Annotated in this window: 1 protein-coding gene; it reads right to left on the bottom strand. The window is 61.8% G+C overall.

Features of this window, described 5'->3' with window-relative positions; all coding sequences use genetic code 11:
* The coding region (locus LI94_RS21560; protein ID WP_046302545.1) for a polyketide synthase at positions 1–343 on the bottom strand (343 nt) is incomplete at both ends.

Raw genomic sequence — 343 nt, 5'->3', positions numbered from 1 at the left:
GCATTCGGCGTCAACTCCGAAAAATTCAAATGCCGCGGAATGAAACCCTGCTGCACCGACAACACCGTCTTGATGAACCCGGCAACACCCGAAGCAGACTCCAAATGCCCCAAATTGGTCTTCACCGACCCCAACACCAACGGCGCCCCAGAACCCCGCTCACCAAACACCGCCGACAAGGCATCCAACTCAATCGGATCACCCAACGCCGTACCGGTGCCATGCGCCTCGACATAATCGATATCGCCCGGCTCCAACCGCGCCGACGCCAACGCCGCCCGCACCACCTTCTGCTGCGCCGGACCCGACGGCACCGTCTGACCCGACGACGGCCCATCCTGAT

The sequence above is a fragment of the Mycobacterium sp. UM_Kg27 genome, from assembly GCF_000972905.1.
Classification (GTDB): Bacteria; Actinomycetota; Actinomycetes; order Mycobacteriales; family Mycobacteriaceae; genus Mycobacterium.
The sequence above is the reverse complement of the archived record's forward strand: the minus strand, read 5'-3'. Positions and strand labels throughout refer to the sequence as shown.